Annotated in this window: 16 protein-coding genes and 5 pseudogenes; 12 read left to right on the forward strand and 9 right to left on the reverse strand. The window is 71.4% G+C overall.

Annotated features, from left to right (window positions below):
• The first annotated feature begins 9 nt into the window (after window positions 1-9).
• From GKE56_RS17960 to GKE56_RS17975, 4 genes and pseudogenes are all read left to right on the forward strand, one after another.
• Window positions 10-240, forward strand: a complete 231-nt coding sequence (locus tag GKE56_RS17960) for a UvrD-helicase domain-containing protein (RefSeq protein WP_255424992.1) — start codon at window positions 10-12, stop codon at window positions 238-240.
• A pseudogene (locus GKE56_RS17965) lies at window positions 150-896 on the forward strand (UvrD-helicase domain-containing protein); the annotation flags it as partial. The gene GKE56_RS17960 and the pseudogene GKE56_RS17965, both read left to right, overlap by 91 nt.
• Window positions 897-1,021: 125 nt before the next feature.
• Window positions 1,022-1,141: pseudogene (locus GKE56_RS17970) on the forward strand (3'-5' exonuclease); the annotation flags it as partial.
• A gap of 155 nt (window positions 1,142-1,296) precedes the next feature.
• Window positions 1,297-2,154: a 3'-5' exonuclease gene (locus GKE56_RS17975; RefSeq protein WP_370518425.1), complete on the forward strand. Its 858-nt coding sequence runs from the start codon at window positions 1,297-1,299 to the stop codon at window positions 2,152-2,154.
• On the opposite strand, the gene GKE56_RS00010 is transcribed toward GKE56_RS17975, so the two are convergent.
• From GKE56_RS00010 to GKE56_RS17000, 3 genes are all read right to left on the reverse strand, one after another.
• On the reverse strand, window positions 2,130-2,885 hold the full coding sequence (locus GKE56_RS00010; protein ID WP_154682819.1) for a M23 family metallopeptidase: 756 nt from the start codon (window positions 2,883-2,885) through the stop codon (window positions 2,130-2,132). The two genes, GKE56_RS17975 and GKE56_RS00010, sit on opposite strands and share 25 nt — an antisense overlap.
• Before the next feature lie 230 nt (window positions 2,886-3,115).
• Window positions 3,116-3,553 (reverse strand): triacylglycerol lipase, encoded by a 438-nt coding sequence (locus GKE56_RS16995; protein WP_230209056.1) that lies wholly within the window; start codon window positions 3,551-3,553, stop codon window positions 3,116-3,118.
• Window positions 3,484-4,125, reverse strand: coding sequence for a triacylglycerol lipase (locus tag GKE56_RS17000; RefSeq protein WP_230209057.1), 642 nt, complete (start codon window positions 4,123-4,125; stop codon window positions 3,484-3,486). Before GKE56_RS17000 ends, GKE56_RS16995 begins: the two co-directional genes overlap by 70 nt.
• Window positions 4,126-4,279: 154 nt before the next feature.
• On the opposite strand from GKE56_RS17000, the gene GKE56_RS00020 reads away from it, so the two are divergent.
• Window positions 4,280-4,681, forward strand: a complete 402-nt coding sequence (locus tag GKE56_RS00020) for a cobalamin B12-binding domain-containing protein (RefSeq protein ID WP_154682820.1) — start codon at window positions 4,280-4,282, stop codon at window positions 4,679-4,681.
• An 8-nt stretch (window positions 4,682-4,689) separates the two neighbouring features.
• Here GKE56_RS00020 and GKE56_RS00025 read toward each other — a convergent pair whose 3' ends face one another.
• A complete protein-coding gene (locus tag GKE56_RS00025) occupies window positions 4,690-6,189 on the reverse strand; it encodes a CocE/NonD family hydrolase C-terminal non-catalytic domain-containing protein (protein ID WP_230209058.1) in 1,500 nt (499 codons plus the stop codon).
• Window positions 6,190-6,628: 439 nt separating this feature from the next.
• Between GKE56_RS00025 and GKE56_RS00030 the strand changes: the two genes are divergently transcribed.
• The 4 genes from GKE56_RS00030 (at window position 6,629) to sucD (ending at window position 10,910) form a co-directional block, all read left to right on the forward strand.
• Window positions 6,629-7,600, forward strand: coding sequence for a threonine dehydratase (locus tag GKE56_RS00030; protein WP_154682821.1), 972 nt, complete (start codon window positions 6,629-6,631; stop codon window positions 7,598-7,600).
• A 43-nt stretch (window positions 7,601-7,643) separates the two neighbouring features.
• Window positions 7,644-8,648, forward strand: coding sequence for a DUF3048 domain-containing protein (locus GKE56_RS00035; RefSeq protein ID WP_154682822.1), 1,005 nt, complete (start codon window positions 7,644-7,646; stop codon window positions 8,646-8,648).
• A 146-nt stretch (window positions 8,649-8,794) separates the two neighbouring features.
• Entirely contained in the window at window positions 8,795-9,997 is a 1,203-nt protein-coding gene (gene sucC / locus GKE56_RS00040; protein ID WP_154682823.1) for an ADP-forming succinate--CoA ligase subunit beta, read from the forward strand.
• A 19-nt stretch (window positions 9,998-10,016) separates the two neighbouring features.
• The gene (sucD, locus tag GKE56_RS00045) at window positions 10,017-10,910 is read left to right on the forward strand and encodes a succinate--CoA ligase subunit alpha (RefSeq protein ID WP_154682824.1); all 894 of its coding nucleotides are present in this window, start codon (window positions 10,017-10,019) and stop codon (window positions 10,908-10,910) included.
• A gap of 103 nt (window positions 10,911-11,013) precedes the next feature.
• Here sucD and GKE56_RS00050 read toward each other — a convergent pair whose 3' ends face one another.
• The 3 genes and pseudogenes from GKE56_RS00050 to GKE56_RS17005 form a co-directional block, all read right to left on the reverse strand.
• Window positions 11,014-11,760, reverse strand: coding sequence for a hypothetical protein (locus GKE56_RS00050; RefSeq protein WP_154682825.1), 747 nt, complete (start codon window positions 11,758-11,760; stop codon window positions 11,014-11,016).
• Window positions 11,757-12,236: a hypothetical protein gene (locus GKE56_RS00055; RefSeq protein WP_154682826.1), complete on the reverse strand. Its 480-nt coding sequence runs from the start codon at window positions 12,234-12,236 to the stop codon at window positions 11,757-11,759. The genes GKE56_RS00050 and GKE56_RS00055 overlap by 4 nt, the downstream gene beginning before the upstream one ends.
• Window positions 12,237-12,421: 185 nt before the next feature.
• Window positions 12,422-12,742: pseudogene (locus GKE56_RS17005) on the reverse strand (RNA polymerase sigma factor); the annotation flags it as partial.
• 454 nt (window positions 12,743-13,196) lie between these two features.
• Here GKE56_RS17005 and GKE56_RS00065 point away from each other — a divergent pair.
• From GKE56_RS00065 to purH, 3 genes and pseudogenes are all read left to right on the forward strand, one after another.
• A pseudogene (locus tag GKE56_RS00065) lies at window positions 13,197-14,424 on the forward strand (DUF6350 family protein).
• 80 nt (window positions 14,425-14,504) lie between these two features.
• Window positions 14,505-15,101, forward strand: coding sequence for a phosphoribosylglycinamide formyltransferase (purN, locus tag GKE56_RS00070; RefSeq protein WP_230209059.1), 597 nt, complete (start codon window positions 14,505-14,507; stop codon window positions 15,099-15,101).
• A gap of 71 nt (window positions 15,102-15,172) precedes the next feature.
• Window positions 15,173-16,743 (forward strand): annotated as a pseudogene (purH, locus tag GKE56_RS00075) (bifunctional phosphoribosylaminoimidazolecarboxamide formyltransferase/IMP cyclohydrolase).
• On the opposite strand, the gene GKE56_RS00080 reads toward purH, so the two are convergent.
• Both GKE56_RS00080 and GKE56_RS00085 read right to left on the reverse strand, forming a co-directional pair.
• Complete coding sequence (locus GKE56_RS00080) at window positions 16,728-18,029, reverse strand: ring-opening amidohydrolase (protein WP_230209060.1); 1,302 nt, start codon at window positions 18,027-18,029, stop codon at window positions 16,728-16,730. The pseudogene purH and the gene GKE56_RS00080 sit on opposite strands and share 16 nt — an antisense overlap.
• Entirely contained in the window at window positions 18,026-19,000 is a 975-nt protein-coding gene (locus GKE56_RS00085; RefSeq protein WP_154682829.1) for a carbamate kinase, read from the reverse strand. Before GKE56_RS00085 ends, GKE56_RS00080 begins: the two co-directional genes overlap by 4 nt.
• Window positions 19,001-19,172 lie beyond the last annotated feature (172 nt).

The raw sequence follows: 19,172 nt of genomic DNA on the forward strand, positions 1-19,172 counted from the left end.
TCCTACCTGCTGGCCGCCCGCGGGGTGCAGCCGGGTCGGGTCCTCGCCATCACCTTCACCAACAAGGCCGCCGCCGGGGATGCGCGAGCAGATCGCCGCGCTCGTCGGCCCCGGGCCAAGGCCATGTGGGTCATGACGTTCCACTCGGCCTGCGTCCGCATCCTGCGCCGCGGGGCCGGCAGGTGGGAGCTGAAGTCCACCTTCTCGATCTACGACGCCGCCGACCAGCGGCTCACGTAGCCGATGGTGATGCGCGACCCTCATTACCGATCCCAAGCGCTACCCGCCGCGGTCGTTCAGCCACCAGGTGTCCAACCTCAAAGAACAGGCTCGTCGACGGGAGACCTTCGCCTCCCAGGTCGTCAGGGGCACCCATCAGGAGCGCATGCTCGCCGGGGCCTACTCCGGCTACCAGCGCCGGCTGCGGCAGGCCGAAGCGCCTCGACTTCGACGACCTCATCATGACCACGGTCAACATCCTCCAGGCCTTTCCCGACGTGGCGGGCACTACCGCCGACGCTTCCGCCGCGATCCTCGTCGACGAGTACCAGGACACCAACCATGCCCATTTCCAGCTCGTGCGCGGCTGGTGGGTGCGCGCAACCGGCACCGCAGGTATGCCAGTCGGCGACGGACCGGCCGTGGGCGGCCGGGAGCTCGTCGTGGTCGGGGATGCCGACCAGTCGATCTACCCGCCTTCCGGGGCGCGACGATCCGCAACATCGTGGAGTTCGAGCAGGACTACCCCGACGCCCCGGACGATCCTGCTGGAGCAGAACTACCGCTCCACCCAGACCATCCTCCAGGCCGCCAACTCGGTCATCGCCAAGAACCCCGAGCGCCGCAAGAAGAACCTCTGGACCGACAGCGGCGACGGCGCGCTGATCGTGGGCTATGTCGGCGACAACGAGCACGACGAGGCGGCCTTCGTCGCCAAGACCATCGACGAGCTCGGCGACTCCGCGGGGTCAAGCCCAAGGACGTCGCGGTCTTCTACCGCACCAACGCCCAGAGCCGGGCCCTGGAGGAGGTCTTCGTCCGGGTCGGGTTGCCCTACAAGGTGGTTGGCGGCACCCGCTTCTACGAGCGGCGTGAGGTCAAGGATGCGCTGGCCTACCTGCGCGTCATCTCCAACCCGACCGACACGGTCAACCTGCGCCGCATCCTCAACGTGCCCAAGCGCGGCATCGGCGACCGCGCCGAGGCCTGCGTGGCGGCGCTGGCCGAGCGCGAGCGCATCCGTTCATCGCCGCGCTCGGTCGTCCCGAGGACGCGCCCGGGATCGCGACCCGCTCGGTGGCCGCGATCAAGGGCTTCACCGGGCTGCTCGAGGAGCTCGGGGCGATCCACGCCGACGACGAGCGCGGGGTCGGCGACCTCCTCGAGGCAGTCATCGACAAGTCCGGCTACCTCGCCGAGCTGCGCGCCTCGCACGACCCGCAGGACGAGACCCGCATCGAGAACCTCGCCGAGCTCGTCGCCGTGGCCCAGGAGTTCGACGAGACCCGGGCCGTCACCGGTGAGGTGGCCAGCCTCGAGGACTTCCTCGAGCAGGTCTCCCTGGTGGCCGACGCCGACGAGATCCCCGACTCCGAAGAGGCGGAGGACCTCGGCGTCGTCACGCTCATGACGCTGCACACCGCCAAGGGCCTGGAGTTCCCGGTCGTGTTCCTCACCGGCATGGAGGACGGCACCTTCCCCCACCTGCGGGCGTTGGGTGACCCCAAGGAGCTCGAGGAGGAGCGCCGCCTCGCCTATGTCGGCATCACGCGGGCCCGCGAGCGGCTGCACCTGTCCCGGGCCGCCGTCCGGTCCGCGTGGGGTGCTCCCCAGTACAACCCGGCGAGCCGGTTCCTTGATGAGATCCCCGGCCACCTCGTCGACTGGCAGCGTGCTGAGGCCGCGACCACGTCGCGCCGGCCCGGCACCCCGGCGGTGGCGACCCTCGCGGCACGCCCCGGCGTTCGTTCGCCGGGCAACCGCCCGCTCATCGCCCTGCACCCTGGCGACCGGGTGACGCACGACGCCTACGGCCTCGGCACCGTGGTCAAGACCGAGGGCGAGGGCGACAAGACCCAGGCGCACGTCGACTTCGGCGGCGAGACGGGGGTCAAGCGGTTCCTGCTGCGCTACGCCCCGCTCGAGAAGCTCTGAGGCCAGCTCCGAAGCAAGCTCTGAGGCCAGCTCTGAGGTCGCGACCGGCGCCCGGTGGGGTGCCGGGTCCGGCTACTGCAGGTGGTGGGCGTGCAGCCGGGGGCGGGGTTGATCGCTGCGCCACCGTACGGGTGGATCTCGAGGTGGAGGTGCGGACCCGTCAGGTGGCCGGTGTTGCCCGACAGCCCGACGATCTTGCCGGGGGCGACCTTGGCGCCGACGGTCGTGTCGATCTCGCTCATGTGGGCGTAGACCGAGACGGTGCCATCCCAGTACTGGATCGAGACCTTGTTGCCGTAGCCGTTCTCCCAGCCGGTCGAGATGACCGTGCCGGTCGACATCGCCGCGATCGGGGTGCCGACCGGTGTGGCGAAGTCGTTGCCCTCGTGCATGCGCCCCCAGCGCCAGCCGAAGCCGGAGGTGAACGTCGCGCCCTTGATCGGCAGCACCCACGCCTCGGTGGCCTGGCGCGCCGCCTCGGCCTTCTTCAGCGCGGCGACGGCGAGGCCCTTGCTCGCGACGGAGGACCGCTGGGCGCTGCGTGCGACGCGCTGCGCCTCGCTCACTCGACCCAGGGCGGTGCTGTTCTGCAGCTCGCGCTGCTGCTCGGTCTCCATGCGGTCGAACTGCGTCGCCGCGGCATCCATCGCGCGGGCCCGGCTGGCCGAGCCGGTGACGTCGAAGTAGGCCGGTGCCGACTCGGCGACGGTGGCGCCGGTCGCGGTGACCACCAGGGCTGCGGCTGCCGCGCTGGGGAGGATGAAGCCACTACGGAAGCCAGCCGGGAGTTGGGGTCCCCTCTTCGGGCCGCGGTGACGGCCGGGGGCGCGATGGCGCCCCGAGTAGGAAGGTGAGCTCACTTGGGTGACGACCTCGCGCGCGGGGAACACGGAAGCACCGAGGGTAGCGTGACCCGTTCGTTATCCAAAATCTTTCCGACGAACTGGTGGGTCCGTCGTGCTCAGGAAGAGTCCGGCGACTCTCGGCGGAGCTCGGTGACGCCCGGCGTGACGGTGTGCCCGTCGGAGTCGAGATGGGCCAGCGTCGAGGAGATCCCGTGGACGACGCTGCCGATGATGGGCAGCGACATGTGGCCGACCCCGTGCGGGTCGATGTTCTGGGCGCTGAGGTCGGGGTGCTTCAGGGCGGCGTTGCGCTGGGGGAAGACCATCTGGTCGAGGTCGGACCAGTACACGACGAACCGGGTGCGGCAGTTCGGCACCGGCTGGTCCAGCTCGCGCATCAGACCGCTGCCGGGCCGCAGCTGCCGGGTGAGCTGGTTGTGCCACCCGTATGCCGTGTAGGTGCCCTGATGGGGTGTCCCCAGCGTCACCAGGGTGTGCACGCGCTCGTCGCCGCCGAGCCGGGTGACGTAGTAGCGGGCGATGAGACCGCCCATGGGTGCCCGACGACGTGGATCCGCTCGTAGCCCGTCTCGGCGACCAGCGCCTCGACCTCCTCGGCGAGCTGGGCTGCCGCAACGCGGACGTCGGCCGTGAAGGGGGAGTAGTTCATCGAGGTGACCCGGCCGAATCCGCGGCGACGCAGCCCGAGGCGCAGGAGCGTGAAGATCGACCGGTTGTCGACCATGCCGTGCACCAGGAGGATCGGCGTGCCGGCCGCCTCCACGTCGGAGATCACCAGCCCGCGCTGGATCGGCGGCAGATGCTCGACGCGGTACCCGAACTGGCTGTCGCGCTCGTGTCGGCCGACCAGGCCCCACGGATAGAGCGCGAGGTGGGTCGTGACCCACGCGGCCTCGACGGCGGCTCCGACCAGTCCGGTCGGCGTGGACAGGGCCTTGGCCGCGCCGCCCACGATGTCCTGCGCAGCGTCCGCGGTGCCCTTGACCGCCGCGGCGGTGCCGACGACCGCGCGGGTGGCTCGGCCGAGCAGGGTTCCCGGGCGCGCCTGGGACTCCGACGAGGGCCGCGACGGTGCGGCGGGCCGGCGAGGGCGCGAGACGCTCAACGACATGACCCTGCGAACCTACTGGGTGAAACCGGGACATTCGCGTGTTGTGGGTCACGATCCGGCGTGTCCTCGTGCGAAGGTGGCGAGCCGCCCGTGTGGTGCTGCGCACCCGACCGGCCGCGCGCCGGTCCGCAGTGGCTAGTCTGCGGCCATGACTGACTCTCCCCTGCGCGTCGTCGTGGCCAAGCCCGGGCTCGACGGACATGACCGTGGCGCCAAGGTTGTCGCCCGCGCCCTGCGCGACGCGGGCATGGAGGTGGTCTACACCGGCCTCCACCAGACACCCGAGCAGATCGTCGAGGCGGCCATCCAGGAGGATGCCGACGCGGTGGGTCTGTCGGTCCTGTCCGGCGCCCACATGACGCTGTTCGCCAAGGTCATGGACCTGCTCAAGGCGCGTGACGCCGCTGACATCGTCGTCTTCGGGGGCGGCATCATCCCCGAGGCCGACATCCCGGAGCTCGAGAAGATCGGCGTCGCCAAGGTGTTCACGCCCGGCGCGACCACCACCGAGATCGTGGCCTGGGTTCGGGGCAACGTCACCCAGCAGTAGCACCGCTCCTAGCCGACCACCGGCACGGTGAACAACGCCGGCTGCGTGGGTGAGGCGTGCACGGTGACCGGCTGGACGGCATACGCGTTCTTGTAGGCCGCGTCGGTGCTCGCGAGCACCAGCTCGAGCCGGTGCCCCGCCAAGACCTGGTGGACGATCGCCGGCAGCTCGATGTGCACGGGCTGGGTCACGTCCGCGACCCGAACCGGGCTGATCAGCTTGTGGACCAACGTCTTGGTGCCGTCAGGGGCGACGTCGTAGAGCTTCGCGAAGACCTGCAGCTGGCCGCTGGGGCCACCGGCCTGGGTGGCGGCCGCTGCGGGGGAGTCGAACCGCACGTCGAGCGTCGGCGACCCGACGATGGTCTCGGCGGTGACCAGCGGGGCGGTCGACCACGAGCCGAACGTCCCCGGGGTGTCGTAGGGCGCCGTGGTGCCGGCGGGCAAGGACACTCGGCCCTCGAGCCCCGAGATCTCCGAGTAGGACGCCGCGGCGCCACCACCGGGGTTCGACCAGCTGGTCGAACCGGGGAGGATCGCGGACTTCGAGGAGACGAGCTGGTCGGCCGACGAGAGGTACCAGCTCTGGCGCGAGCCGACGGGGAACGACGGTGCGCTGGCGTATGCCGGTGCAGCAGTGCCGGTGTAGCTCACCCAGTCGCGGAAGTACGCGAACGCGGGGCCGGTCGAGACCTTGACGTCCTTGAGGTAGTGGTCGAACCAGTTCTTGATGCGCAGGCCGAGGTAGGTGTCCTCGATGTGCTGGCCGGACAGGTCGAGCTCGCCGGGAGCCGCGCCGCTGTTGCCGTTGACGCCGCCGGAGTGGCCCCACGACTGCCAGGCCATCGACACCGGGACGCCGCGCGCCTTGAACCCGCGGTAGGTCGCCGCGGCCTCCTGGAGGTTGAACAGGGTGTCGTTCTCGCCCTGGATGAGGAAGGTCGGGATGGTGACCTGGTCGAGGTAGTGGCCGACCGAGACCCGGTTCGTCAGGGTGAACGTGTCGCTGGTCGGGTAGCCGAGGGTGTCGAGCGTCGCCTTGGCCTGGCAGGCCTCGAGGACGAAGTTGGGGCACCCCACGTTGCGGCTCGGGTCATAGCTGGCGCCCTGGATGCCGTCGGCGATACCCACGCCGAAGAACAGGTCGGTCCAGCCCATCTTCTCCGTGCCCGGGTTGGAGTCCGCGTAGGTGACTCCCGTGGTGAAGCTCGTGTTGTTCGGCGCCAGCGAGTAGCGCAGGTCGTTCCACGTGATGAGCGGGACGAGGGTGTCGACCCGCTTGTCGACGGCCGCGGTGGCGAACTGGATCTGGCCGCCGTACGAGCCGCCGATCATGCCGATCCGTGGGTCGTGGGTGGCCGGGTTGTCGAGCTTGGTGAAGTCGACCGTGAGCGTGCCCGACCCCGCGGCAACGCCCCCACGGAGGAGGAGTCGTATGCCGCGGAGCCGCCGCCCCCGAGAAGGTGACGAGCGAGCTGGCCGCGATGCCGTCGCGGCCGGGGTCGTCAAGCGAGATCTTGCACCCGCTGTTGGGGAAGCCGAGGCCCGTGTAGGAGAGCACCGTGTAGCCGCGCTGGGCGAACGCCTGGCCCAGGCCCGCCTGGTCGGTCTTGCTGCCGCCGAACCCGTTCGTGGTGAGGATCGAGGGCACCCGTGCCGACGGGCTCGCGCTGTGGGGCTTGTAGAGGTCGGCGTCGATGGTGCAGGTCTGGGGCTGCCCGAGGTCGTTGGTGCCAGCCGGTACCGAGAAGTGCAGGCCCGTGTAGGTGTCGACGGTGTCGAGCGTGGGGGCCGTGGTCTGGGCGGAGGCCGGCTGCCCCGCTGCGAGGAGACCCGCGGCGGCAAGCGCGGCGGCGACTGCGGTGGCGAACGAGACGACGGGCCGTGACCGGCGCAAGGGCGACATGCCTGCTCAACGACACCGACGGTCCCGCGGTTACGCTCAGCCATGGCCTTCACCTCCGCCGAGCTCGATGCGGCCACGGCCGTCGTGCGACGCCACTTCGCCCCCACCGCCCAGCTCGCCTGGCCCCTCCTCGGTCGCGAGATCGGTGCGCAGGTCTGGGTCAAGCACGAGAACCAGACCCCCACCGGTGCGTTCAAGGTGCGTGGCGGGCTGGTCTACGCCGACCGGGCCCGCCGCGAACGACCGCAGGTCACGGGCTTCGTCTCGGCCACCCGGGGCAACCACGGGCAGTCCCTCGCGTATGCCGGCCGGGCTGCCGGGTTGCGCGTCGTGATCGTCGTACCCGGGGGGAACAACCCTGACAAGAACGCCGCGATGGTCGGGTTCGGCGCCGAGCTCGTCGTCCACGGTCGGGACTACCAGGAGTCCCGTGAGTATGCGACAGGCCTGGCCGAGGAGCTGGGACTGGAGTCGGTCCCGGCCTTCCACCCGGACCTCGTCGTGGGGGTCGCGACCTACGCCAAGGAGCTGTTCGACGAGGCGGGCCCGCTCGACACGGTGTACGTCCCGGTCGGCATGGCCTCGGGGATCTGCGGCCTGATCGGCGTGCGCGACCTGCTCGGGCTGTCGACCGAGGTGGTCGGCGTGGTGAGCGAACGGGCGCCCGCGACGGCGCTGTCGTTCGCGGCGGGCACGGTCGTGACGACGCCTGACGCGGACACCTTCGTCGACGGGGTGGCCTGCCGTGCCCCGGTCCCCGAGGCGGTGGCCGAGATCGGGCGCGGGGCGGCCCGGGTCCTGACGGTGAGCGAGGATGCCGCCGCCGAGGCGATGCGCCTGATGCTTCGCACGACCCACCAGCTGCCCGAACCCGCCGGTGCCCTGGCCCTGGCTGGACTGATGTCGGAGCGCGACCACGTGGCCGGGCGTCGGGTGGCGGTGATCCACAGCGGTGGGAACTGCGACGCCTCGATCCTCACGGAGGTCCTGGCGGGCTCGACACCCCGGCCCTGACTGCCTGCCCGCGCCGGACGGGTGGCGGACCTATCCTCAGCGCATGTCGTCGCGCGCCCGCCAGACCCTGGGCGGCCTCGCGGTCTGCCTGACCGCCCTTGCCGTTGCCGCCGGATGCTCCGGGAAGCCCGCGGCCGCCCCACGCCACCCCAGCACGACCACGACGCCGTCGGCCACGCCCACCCCGAGCCTGCCTGGCGTCCCCTTGAGCGGGGGCCCGGTGCTGGCCGTGAAGATCGACAACACCCCGGCCGGCCGCCCGCGCATCGGGTTGGCCCAGGCCGACGTCGTCTACGTCGAGCCGGTCGAGGGTGGCCTGACGCGCCTGATGGCGGTCTTCAGCCGTCACCTGCCCTCACTCGTAGGCCCGGTGCGCTCGGGCCGCGAGACCGACAAGGACCTGCTGGCCAACTACGGACCTGTGGCGCTGGCCTACTCGGGCGCCTCGAGCTACACGGTGGGGGTGCTCGCGACGGGGCACCAGGTCAACCTCGTCTTCGACTATGGCAGCCGCGGCTTCTACCGCGACCATTCCCGTCCGGCGCCGTACAACGTCATCGGCAACACCACCCAACTGCTCGCTCGGGCTGGCGGTGGCGTGCGCCCGGGCGACATCGGCTTCCGGTACGGGGCGCCGACCACGGCGGGCACTCCCGCCACCTCGGTGGTCGCGTCCTGGCCGTCCTCGACCGAGGCCCTGGTCTGGAATCCCGCGCGCAAGGTGTACCTGGTCACCACCAACAGGCAGGCGGACGTCAGTCCCACCGGCCAGCAGTACACAGCCTCGACCGTCGTCGTCCAGTATGTCCGGACGCACCTGACTGCCAACCGCGACGTCAACGGCGTTCAGACACCGCTCGCCGAGGTGATCGGCCACGGCGCGGCGACGGTCCTGCGCGATGGCCGCGTCTGGCGGGGCACCTGGTCCCGGCCCTCCGCCACGGCGCCCACGGTCTTCACGTCCGCCGGCAAGCGCGTCACCTTTGCGCCGACCGGCACGGTGTGGGTGCTGCTCGTGGCCGTGGGCCAGCCCGTCACCGTGCGCTGATCGGGCCCGTGCAGGGGTCGTCCACGTGCTCGGGTGAGATTGGTCCCATTGGGCTCCACGGCCCCTACCCGGGGCGGCCCGCGGGTCCTGACAGGGCTAGTCTCGGGCACGAACCACACCCCCTTCCGTAGACGAGGACGTCAGACGTGGATCTGTTCGAGTACCAGGCGCGAGACATGTTCGAGGCCCACGGCGTGCCCGTGCTGGCCGGCGCGATCGCCACGACCCCGGAGCAGGCCCGCGCGGCCGCCGAGGAGATCGGCCCCAAGAGTGGCGGGGTGACCGTCGTCAAGGCCCAGGTCAAGACCGGCGGTCGCGGCAAGGCTGGCGGCGTCAAGGTGGCGAAGTCCCCCGAGGAGGCCGAGGCGGCTGCCACGGCGATCCTCGGCATGGACATCAAGGGCCACACCGTCGGCACGGTCATGGTCGCCCAGGGCGCCCGGATCGCGGAGGAGTACTACTTCTCGGTCCTGCTCGACCGCACCAACCGGTCCTACCTCGCGATGTGCAGCAAGGAGGGCGGCATGGAGATCGAGCAGCTCGCCGTCGAGCGGCCCGAGGCGCTGGCCCGGGTCGCGGTCGACCCGAACACCGGGATCGACGAGGCGAAGGCCCGCGAGATCGTCGAGACCGCGGGCTTCGACGCCGAGACCGGCGCCAAGATCGTCCCCGTCCTGCAGCGCCTCTGGGAGGTCTACCGCGACGAGGACGCCACGCTGGTCGAGGTCAACCCGTTGGTCAAGACCGAGGACGGCGACATCGTCGCCCTCGACGGCAAGGTGACCCTCGACGAGAACGCCGGCTTCCGCCACGCCGACCACGAGGCCCTCGAGGACAAGGCAGCCGCCGACCCGCTCGAGGCCGCGGCCAAGGAGAAGGGGCTCAACTACGTCAAGCTCGACGGCTCCGTCGGCATCATCGGCAACGGCGCCGGCCTGGTCATGTCCACGCTCGACGTCGTCGCCTACGCCGGTGAGGAGTTCACCGACGCAAGTGGCAACCACCCCAAGCCGGCCAACTTCCTCGACATCGGTGGCGGCGCCTCGGCAGAGGTCATGTCGAACGGCCTGCACATCATCCTCGGTGACGAGCAGGTGAAGTCGGTGTTCGTCAACGTCTTCGGCGGCATCACCGCCTGTGACGCGGTCGCCAACGGCATCGTGGGCGCGCTGAACAACCTCGGCGACGAGGCCACCAAGCCGCTCGTCGTCCGCCTGGACGGCAACAACGTGGAGGAGGGCCGGCGGATCCTCGCTGATGCGAACCACCCGTTGGTGACCATCGAAGCGACCATGGACGGCGCGGCCCGCAAGGCTGCCGAGCTCGCGGCCCTGAGCTCCACCAACTGACCTAAGGAACGGCATACCAATGGCAATTTTTCTCGACGAGAACTCCAAGGTCATCGTCCAGGGCATGACCGGCTCCGAGGGCATGAAGCACACCCAGCGCATGCTGCGGTCCGGCACCCAGATCGTGGGCGGCGTCAACCCCCGCAAGGCCGGCGAGTCGGTGGGCTTCGAGGGTGGCGTGACCATCCCCGTGTACGGCACCGTAGCCGAGGCCATCAAGGAGACCGGCGCGACGGTGTCGGTGATCTTCGTCCCCCCGGCCTTCGCCAAGTCGGCCGTGGTCGAGGCGATCGATGCCGAGATCCCACTGGCCGTCGTCATCACCGAGGGCATCGCGGTCAAGGACACCGCAGAGTTCTACGCGTACTCCCGGAGCAAGGGCACGACCCGCATCGTCGGCCCGAACTGCCCCGGCCTGATCAGCCCCGGCAAGTCCAACGCCGGCATCATCCCGGCCGACATCGCCGGCCCGGGCCGCATCGGGCTGGTCTCCAAGTCGGGGACCCTGACCTACCAGATGATGTATGAGCTGCGGGAGTTCGGCTTCTCCTCCGCGGTCGGCATCGGCGGCGACCCGATCATCGGCACCACCCACATCGACTGCCTCGAGGCGTTCGAGAAGGACCCCGAGACCGACGCGATCGTCATGATCGGCGAGATCGGCGGCGACGCCGAGGAGCGGGCCGCGGCATACATCAAGGAGCACGTGAGCAAGCCGGTCGTCGGCTACGTCGCGGGCTTCACCGCCCCCGAGGGCAAGACGATGGGTCACGCCGGCGCCATCGTGTCCGGCTCGGCCGGTACCGCTGCGGCCAAGCAGGAGGCGCTCGAGGCCGCCGGGGTCAAGGTCGGCAAGACGCCGTCCGCGACCGCGGACCTGATGCGCGAGATCATGCGGGGTCTGCAGAAGTAGCCCTCCGGAGGTAGTCCCTCCGGCCACCGCGCCTGCGTGAAGGATCGTCCGGGTCATGACCCGGACGATCCCTTCACGGTGACAGGGTATGCCGTGCGGCCGGCTACTTCTGGCGGGCGAGCGCCAGCGGCCGGTCGAGCTCGGTGAAGGCCTGACCGGGGTGGGCCGCCTTCGTGATGACGACCGTGCTCACGGCACCAGGGGTGTGCTGCGCCGTGACCCCCACCCACGCACTGACCGTCGGGGAGCCGTCCGCGAAGACGGTGTCGAGGCGGTAGGTGCCCTGGCTCGGCCCGGGCGTGGCGCGGACCGTCCCGTTGCCGAAGGTGCAGCCGTGGGCGAGCAGCGAGGTCGAGCGGGCAAGGTCCGCCGCGACGAGTGAGGCCGCGTCGACGTCCTCGAACAACCGCACCCGCTGAACGCCGAGGTAGGCGGCGACGCTGTGACCGGCGCGGATCCTGACGATGCCGTAGCGACCGGCTACTCCGGACAGGTAGGCATCGGTCTCGCACTGCACGACCCCGCCGAGACCACCCTCGGGCTGGGCCGGCCCGGCAGTCGTCGGCTGGCCGGCGGTCAGGCCCGGCGAGCTCCACTGCGACGCGGCGACGAACAGGCGGGACGAGATCAGGGGCGCGACGCCGGCGACCGGCATCTGCTCGTCCACGGCCCTGGGGCCAGACCCGGTGGTCGTCGCTGCCGGGGTGGGGGTACCGGAGCCGTACCTCGCGAGGCGCGTGGTCGCGATCGACGCCAGGGCGCCGACCTGGGCCGGGGTGAAGGCCGTCGGGCCGGGGCGTGAGTCGACGACCTGGACCAGCGTGACGTCACGGTGGCCCACCGCGATCACGAACCACCCGGAGCCCGCCTCGCCTGCGGTGTAGGAGTAGAGCCGGGGCCACGCCGAGGTGGACGCGGGTGGACTGCGGTGACCACGAAATGGGGCTGGGCGCACCCGGCGATGTCGGACGCCATGCCCTCGGCGACGGTCGTCGGGTCGAGCGCGGCCGAGATCGCGAAGCGTGTCTGGCCCCCGCTGACGGTCGATCCCGGGACGGTGAGCTCCTCACGTCGCGTCTGTCCCAGAGGGACGGTGGTGAGGCACTCGTGGTCGGTCGCCGTGACCGGGGTGTCGCGAACCGTGCCCTGCAGGCCCAGGCTCTGGACCCACTCCTGTGGCAAGGGCAGGGCGCCCGGCACGTCCAGGAGGTTCGCCGAGGTGGCTGTGGCAGTGCTGGTCGTGGTGGTCGCCCCGGCCGGGGCCCCGCTGGTGGTCGCCGGGGTCACCGGTAGTCCCGGGTGCTGCCCGAGCTGGGCGGAGGCCACCGTCGCGATGACAACCGCTGCCGCCGCCGCGGACGCGCTCCAGACCGCCCGCCGCCGGCGGCGGCCGAGCGCCACGGGCCCGCACGAACCGCGCCTCGGGCAGCGGCACCTCCTCGACCTCGCGGCGCAGGGTGGTCATCGCGCCGCGCAGCAGGACCTCATCCTGCGCGGTCCAGTCCTCGAGCTCAGCCATGGGTGCTCTCCTCGTGCCGCAGCGCCTGCGCGAGCTGGGCGCGGCCCCGGTGCAGGCGGGCCTTGATGGTGCCCGCCGGGGTGTTCGTCTCGTGGGCGATCTGGTCGATGCTGAGATCGCCGATGTAGTGCAGGGTCACGGCCTCGCGCACCGGGGCCGGCAGCGTCCGCAGCGCAGCGACGATGGCCACCCGGTCCTCGTTCGGGGCCGTGGTGGGGGCGTGGGCCCCGTGCCGCTCGTGCGCGCGCTCCTGGGTGGTCCGCTTGCGCCAGCCCGAGATCGCGATCCGGCGGGCCACGGTGCGTACCCAGGCGAGGGGGTCGTCGTGGGTGCGGACCGTGGACCACTGTTGCCACGCCCGGGCGTAGGCCTCCCTGAGTGCTGTCCTGTGCCACCGTCAGGTCGCCGGTGAAGCCGTACACGAGGTGGATGACCCGGCGGGCGGTGTCGCGGTAGAACGCGTCGAACTCCGCCTCCGCGGAGGGCTCCGTCGTCGCGGAGCGCCCGCCCGTCCCTGACACCGTGACCTCCTCGATGACCTCCTCGATGACCTCCTCGATGACCTCCTCGATGACCTCCTCGACGACCTCCTCGACGGCGAGAGCGGGCGCCACGCCTCGGTTCCTCAGGGACATCACACCGCAGCAGACGCCTGGGCGGGACCACCGGTTGCGGCATGTTTGCACATTTCTGCCACTGCACCGGCGTTGCTCGACCGATCGTCGCGGCCGGTCAGCGACGATGGGGCGGTCATGAGTGTCATGGAAATGCTGCGCGGGGGAACCTCGTCCACGACCACCGGGGCCGGGGGCGACCGTCAGGCCCTGCAGCGGGCGGTGCTCGCAGGGGCTGGGGCCGCTGCCGCCTCGGCCTGCGCCTGCGTCCTGCCTGCCCTGCTCGTCTGGGTGGCGGCCTCGCAGAGCACCGTCGACTGGACCACCGCGCTGGGAGTGGGGGCGAGCCTGTGGCTGCTCGGCACGGGGGCGCACCTCACGATCGGCGCGGCCCACGTCACCATGGTGCCGCTGGCCTTCCTCGCCGCGGCGGTCGTCGGCGCCACCTGGGCCGCAGTGCGTGCCGCTCGGGCCGCGGCGCAGGACCGCACACCTGTCCACCTGGCCGACCTCGTCCACCGCCCGCTGGCGCTCGTGCTGGCGAGCTGGACCGGCGGGTATGCCGCATGTGCCGCGATCTGGTCCGTGGTCGCCCTCGCGGCAGGACCCTCGCCCGCCGTGCCCAGCCTCGTCGTGCCCGTCCTCGTCGTGCCGGCCGTCTCCGCAGGCGCGGCGCTGGGCTGGCTGGCCGGGGGGCGCCCCGAGCTCCTCGGGTCCCGCGTGCGCCGTCCGGGCTGGCTGCCCGATGCTGCCCGTCGAGCACTCCGCCCCGGGCTGGAGGGCGCGACCGCCCTGCTGGCGGCGGGCGTCGTGGCCTGTGTCGTCATGGTGGTGTTCAGGTTCGACCGGGTCAGCCACCTCCAGTCCGAGCTCGCCCCGGGGATCATCGGCGGAGCCGTACTGACCTTGGCCCAGGTCCTGGCGCTGCCGAACCTCGCACTCTGGGCGGTGTCGTTCGCCGCGGGAACGGGGTTCAGCGCGGTGCAAGGTGCCTCTGCGTCCTGGACCGGCAGCCGGACCTCCCTGCTGCCCATGGTGCCCGTGTTCGGTGCGCTGCCGGATCCTGGGGCGTTCCCGGGCTTCCCTTCCGCTCGTCGTGCTGGTGCCGTTGGCCGTGGGCGCACTCATCGGCTGGCGGTCGCTGCGCGCGGTCGCACGGTTGTCGACGATGCGGACCAAGCTGACGGTGACGGCCACCGCGGTCGTCGTGGGTGCGAGCTGCCTCGGGCTGCTCGATGCCATCGCGGGGTCGTCGCTCGGGGCGGCGCGGCTGTCGGCCATCGGGGCTCCGGCCGGTGCGATGACCCTGGCCCTGCTCGTGGAGTTCGCCGCGGGTGCCGGACTCGTGCTGGCCTGGGACCGCTGGAAGCTGCGGCGCTGACCACCCGCTGACCACCCGCTGACCACCCTGGGGCGGACGCGCTCGCGCCGTCCCCTGACGTGGTCGGTATCGTCTGCGGCGTGACCGGCATCGTCGTCCTCGTCTCTGGCTCCGGCACCAACCTCCAGGCGCTCATCGACGCCACCGCCGACCCGGCATACGGCGTGCGCATCCTCGGTGTCGGCGCCGACCGTGCCGGGATCACCGGCCTGCACCGCGCTGGGGCCGCAGGCATCCCCACGTTCGTCTGCCGAGTCGAGGACTACCCGACCCGCGCGCAGTGGGATGCCGCGCTGGCCGAGCGCATCGGTGACCACGACCCGGCGTTCGTCGTCTCGGCAGGGTTCATGAAGCTGCTCGGCCCCGAGGTGCTCGGCCGGTACACCGTGCTCAACACCCATCCCGCGCTGTTGCCCGCGTTCCCCGGCGCCCATGCCGTCCGTGACGCGCTCGCGGCAGGCGCGGAGGTCACCGGGTGCACGGTCCACGTCGTCGACGCGGGGGTCGACACCGGGCCGGTGCTCGCGCAGGTGTCCGTCCCGATCCTCCCGGGCGACACCGAGGACACGCTCCACGAGCGCATCAAGGCTGTCGAGCACCCGCTGCTCGTCCAGGTCGTGGGCCGCGCGGCCCGCGAAGGAATCACCGTCATCGATGGGAAGGCCAGCATTCCGTGACCCCGCAGTCGACCGACCACCCCGCTGACCCCGCTGACACCGATGACCCCGCCGGGTCCGGGCGCCGCCCGATCCGGCGTGCGCTCGTCTCCGTCTACGACAAGACCGGGCTGGAGGAGCTCGCCCGCGGCCTGCATGCCGCAGGCGTCTCGCTGGTCTCCACCGGCGGGTCGGCCGCGCTGATCGAGGGGCTCGGCATCCCGGTGACGGCCGTGGAAGACCTCACCGGCTTCCCCGAGTGCCTCGAGGGCCGGGTCAAGACCCTGCACCCGCGGGTTCACGCCGGGATCCTTGCCGACACCCGCAAAGCCGACCACCTGCGCCAGCTGGCCGATCTCGGCGTCGAGCCCTTCGAGCTCGTCGTCGTCAACCTGTACCCGTTCCGCGAGACCGTGGCCTCGGGTGCCGGCCCTGACGAGGTCATCGAGCAGATCGACATCGGCGGCCCGTCGATGGTGCGCGCGGCGGCCAAGAACCACCCGAGCGTCGCGGTCGTCACCGACCCCGCGGCATATGGCGCGGTGGTGGACGCGGTCGCGGCTGGCGGATTCACCCTGGCGGAGCGCAAGCGGCTCGCCGCCCAGGCCTTCGTGCACACGGCCGACTACGACACCGCGGTGGCCAGCTGGATGGGCAACGTCTACACCGACACCTCCGAGGGCACCGGGTTCCCGGCCTGGGCGGGCGCGACCTTCACCCGCGCCGCGGTGCTGCGCTACGGCGAGAACCCGCACCAGCGGGCCGCGCTGTACCGCCACTGGCGCGCCGGGGTTGCCTCCGCCGAACAACTGCACGGCAAGGAGATGTCCTACAACAACTACGTCGACACCGACGCCGCCGTACGTGCCGCGCACGACCACGGTGACCAGCCGACCGTCGCGATCGTCAAGCACGCCAACCCGTGTGGCATCGCCGTGGCCGACACGATCGAGGACGCGTATGCCGCGGCGCACGAGACCGATCCCGTGTCCGCGTTCGGGGGCATCATCGCCGCGAACCGCCCGGTGACCCTGGCGATGGCGGAACGGGTCAGGACGTGTTCACCGAGGTCATCGTCGCCCCGGACTTCGACGCCGACGCGCTGGAGCTGTTGCAGCAGAAGAAGAACCTCCGGATCCTGCGGCTGCCCGCGGACCTCGCCCGCACTGCGGACGCGGTGGAGACCCGACCCATCAGCGGCGGCCTGCTCATGCAGACCGTCGACCGGGTGGACGCGGTCGTGGAGGGTGACAAGCCGGGCGGTGACGACGCTTCGCGCTGGACGCTGGTCACGGGTTCGGCGGCGGACGAGGCCACCTTGGCCGACCTGCAGTTCGCGTGGCGGGCGATCCGGGCGGTGAAGTCGAACGCGATCCTGCTGGCCCGCGACGGCGCCGCGGTCGGGATCGGCATGGGCCAGGTCAACCGGGTCGACTCGTGCCACCTGGCGGTGTCGCGGGCCGGGTCCGAGCGGGCACGCGGAGCGGTGGCGGCGTCGGACGCGTTCTTCCCGTTCGCCGACGGCCTTCAGGTGCTGCTCGACGCCGGCGTGCGGGCCTTGGTGGCGCCGGGCGGGTCGATGCGCGACCCCGAGGTCATCGAGGCGGCCCGGGCGGCCGGCGTGACGATGTACTTCACCGGGACCCGTCACTTCGCCCACTGAGCGACCCGGCCCGGTCGACCCGAGTAGCCGCCCGGCTGGGTGCACGAACCTCTGCTTGCAGAGCTTCGTGCATCCAGCGCACGGTGCAACCTGTGCCGGTGGCAGCAACCTCTGCTAGCAGAGGTTGCTGCCACCGCAGAGAGGGCGGGCGCCCGGTACCCGGTCGGCTCGCCCGCGCCGAGGTCGACGATCGCTGCCACGGGGCCGCCACCATCGGGACCCTGGTGGGCCGCCGAGACCGACACGAAGACGGCCGGGTCGCCCGTCACGGCAGCCGTGACACCACCGACGCACGACTTGATCTGGCGATGCCAGTGCACGTCCGAGTCGTCGAGCATGGCGTTGCGGCGCCCGCGGACGGCGCCGTCCTGACTGACCTCGCACTTGAGGAAGACGTTGACCAGCCGGCCCTGCAGGTCGCTCGAGTGCGGCCGTTCGGGCAGGTCGAGCCCGGCGTCCTTGATGGCTCCCCACACGCCGTCGGCATCGAGCGCGTCGCGCATCACCGAGTGCCCGATGCGGTAGCGACCACCGATGCCCGTGGTGTTCCCGACGACGACGACCTGCGCCTGGTCGAGCTCGACACCCGAGGAGCACGAGGCCACCGACGAGAAGAGCTCGCGGTTGTGCATCACGTCGGCATCGGTCGGCATGTCGATCTCGCCGAGGGCGACCGCGATGCCGAGTCCGGTCGTGCCGTTGGAGAGGTCCATCGACTCGTGGGTGTGCTCGGTCCAAACCTGGTGGCCACGGGACTTCGCATCGCGGATGGTGTGGATCGTCAGCAGTGGCGTCTTGGTCTGCACGTAGTGGACGTCGGCGGGGTCGGTGATCCCGGCGCGCTCCATCGCGACCTTCACAGCGGCGGCGACCTTCTCGATCATTCCGGTGTAGCCGATCTCCTCTGGCAGGATCGGGTCGCTCATGGCGAACCCGACCGTGAGCCGCGGCTCGTCCGAGGGCTCGGCCCGGTCGGCGGGCACGGTGGCGAAGATCGTGGCGTGGGGGCTGATGACTCCGTCGGTGCCGCCGGACCACACGATCGGCACCTGCTTGACCTGCTCGGCGGGGGCGCCCTTGGCGACCAGCACCTCCCGGAAGGCCCGGTCAGCGATGATGCGCGTGTAGTCGTTGACCCCGCCGTTGCCCTCGGTCTTGCCGATGATCGCGACGACGCGGCTGGCCTCCATCACACCGTCGTCGATGAGCTTGGCCAGCTCGCTGGCGTCGGCAACGCTGTGGATCGGGACCTTGCGGACCTCGATGGGCTCGGGGGTGACAGTCACGGGAGCAGCCTCTCTGTTGCGGGTTCGGTTGATGCTGAAGGGTTTTCGATGATGGTGCCGACCTCGCCACCGAGCGCGTCGGCGATGCGGTCCAGGGCCGTGATGACACTGCGCCGTCCCCCGTCGCGGACGAACCGCAACGCCGCCTCCACCTTGGGACCCATGGAGCCGGACGTGAAGTGGCCGGCCGCGGCATACGCCTCCATCTCGGCGACCGAGACCCGGCCGACCGGTCGGGCGTCGGGCGTGCCATAGCCCAGCACAGCGTTCTCCACGTCGGTGGCGATGACCAGCGCATCGGCGCCGATCGCCCGGGCGAGTACGGCCGCGGTGAGGTCCTTGTCGATCACGGCCTCGACGCCGTGAACGCTTCCGTCCGCCGCGCGGACCACCGGTATGCCGCCGCCGCCGGCTGCGACGACGACGTAGCCGGCGTCCACCAAGGTGAGCAGGGTGCCGGTCTCGAGCACCTCCAACGGTTCGGGGGAGGCGACCACGCGGCGCCAGCCCTTCTCCCCGCGGTCCTCCCACGTCTCGCCGTGCTCGATCATCGAGCGCGCCTGGTCCTGTGGCAGGAACCGCCCGATCGGCTTGGTGGCGTTGGCGAAGGCGGGGTCGTCGGCCGCCACGAGCGTGCGAGACACGAGTGCGGCGACCGGCCGGGGAGCGCCCACAGCGGCGAGCGCCTGCTCCAGGGCATCGAGCATGGTGAAACCGATGGTCCCCTGGGTCTGGGCGCCACACCAGTCGAGGGGCACCGGCGGGACCACCTGGGCGGCGAGCTCGTTCTTGACGAGCAGGTTGCCCACCTGGGGGCCGTTGCCGTGCGTGAGTACGACCTCATGACCGCTGGCCACGACGGTGGCGACGTGACGCATCGCCAGCGTGATGGCCTCGCGCTGGGCCTGGGGTGTGGCGTCGCCGCCAGGCCCGGTCATGGCGTTGCCACCGAGCGCGATCAGAACGCGCATGTCACCTCCGCTCGTCGGGTCCGTCAGTCGTGCCCGTCAGTCGTGCCCGTCAGTCGTGGCCAGGTCCCGTGGGCAGGTCCTGTCCCGCCGAGCCTAGGCAGCCGCGGTCCGGCCTGACGTTGGCAGGACCTGCCCAAGGGCGACGGCGCGGTTGGCAGATCTGTCCCCAGCG

The sequence above is a fragment of the Nostocoides sp. HKS02 genome, assembly GCF_009707485.1.
Taxonomy (GTDB): domain Bacteria; phylum Actinomycetota; class Actinomycetes; order Actinomycetales; family Dermatophilaceae; genus Pedococcus.

Coding starts and splice junctions, on each gene's coding strand:
- GKE56_RS16995 (WP_230209056.1), bottom strand. CDS start 3,553: ATGGGCGGTCTCATCGCCCGCTACTACGTCACCCGGCTCGGCGGCGAC.
- GKE56_RS00020 (WP_154682820.1), top strand. CDS start 4,280: ATGACTGACTCTCCCCTGCGCGTCGTCGTGGCCAAGCCCGGGCTCGAC.
- GKE56_RS00030 (WP_154682821.1), top strand. CDS start 6,629: ATGGCCTTCACCTCCGCCGAGCTCGATGCGGCCACGGCCGTCGTGCGA.
- GKE56_RS00035 (WP_154682822.1), top strand. CDS start 7,644: ATGTCGTCGCGCGCCCGCCAGACCCTGGGCGGCCTCGCGGTCTGCCTG.
- sucD (WP_154682824.1), top strand. CDS start 10,017: ATGGCAATTTTTCTCGACGAGAACTCCAAGGTCATCGTCCAGGGCATG.
- GKE56_RS00085 (WP_154682829.1), bottom strand. CDS start 19,000: ATGCGCGTTCTGATCGCGCTCGGTGGCAACGCCATGACCGGGCCTGGC.